Source organism: Pedobacter sp. 01N416 (genome assembly GCF_056399685.1).
This window is the reverse complement of record NZ_JBFTRT010000915.1, coordinates 1-1,096: the sequence shown is the minus strand read 5'-3', so window position 1 is coordinate 1,096 and position 1,096 is coordinate 1. Positions and strand designations below refer to the sequence as shown.

1 protein-coding gene is annotated in these 1,096 nt (G+C 41.4%); it reads right to left on the bottom strand.

Features of this window, described 5'->3' with window-relative positions:
- Window positions 1-659 (bottom strand): PorV/PorQ family protein (locus tag AC1DND_RS28370; protein WP_477586249.1); only part of this gene is annotated, 659 nt, incomplete at its 3' end.
- Window positions 660-1,096 lie beyond the last annotated feature (437 nt).

Here is a 1,096-nt window from a genome sequence, read left to right as displayed (position 1 = left end):
ATGTTGGATATATTTACCCCCATCGACCAATCTGCAGGCCCTCCGAACAACATCACCCCGGTACGGTAGATTCCGGATATATCAGCTGCCAAGGCTCTTCCTGGCCCGGCCTGTACCCCTGAAGTTGTTGCCCCTGTAAACAGATTACTGTTGATGAAACGGATACTGCCACCGAGTGCGAATTCCTCACCAAAACTCCTGGCATAGCTGATATCGGCTGCAAACTCTGTTGGATGGGCTGTTCCCAATCCCTGTGCGTTATCATCGGTAAGACTAACTGCGCCCAGAGAAAAATATCTCAAAGAAGCCCCTATGGTATTGCGTTCGTCYAACTTGTGGTAGCTGCTCAGGTAGGCAAGGTTCATATCCGGCACCAGATTCCTCATCCATGGGGTATAGGTTAAACCTATTCCTGTCGATCCCAGGGGCAGATAGGCCATCGATGCGGCATTGATGGCTGCCGAATGGGCATCAGCTTCAACCGCTACACCGGCATTGCCCATACCAGCAATGCGGGCACCCGGCGTGATCCGTAAAAAGGGAGCTGCAGCAATCAGGCTGTTAGATCTGGTATCATTGTCGATTTTTCCTGCCTGCTGGGCATCAGCGTTTGTAATAACTAAAGTTAGCAGGGCCAAAAGGAAAAATATTCTGTTCATCGGTTATGAGTTTAAATTTTCAGTTTACTATCAAAAAATAACAATCGTTTTCCTTGCTATCAATTCTATCGGTTTTCCACCAGTCGATCATTTCAGTAGGATATTACACCATCCAAGAATCTTTTGCTAAAGGGCAAAAAACAGAATAGTCCGTCACTACCGGTGTTATAACATTATTTATGCATTACTTTCCCAAAGTTTACATTTTGTAAAACTGGTTCATTTATTCGTTTGTTTAATTGTTTAAATTGATTATCGCTCACCTACTAAAATCATTTAACATAATTCATTACAAATGATTTAATATTCATTCCTAAAATCCTTGTTTTAAAACAAAAGGATGTTAAATAACCCTATTCATAATTCATTACAAATGATTTAATATTCATTCCTAAAATCCTTGTTTTAAAACAAAAGGATGTTAAATAACCCTATTC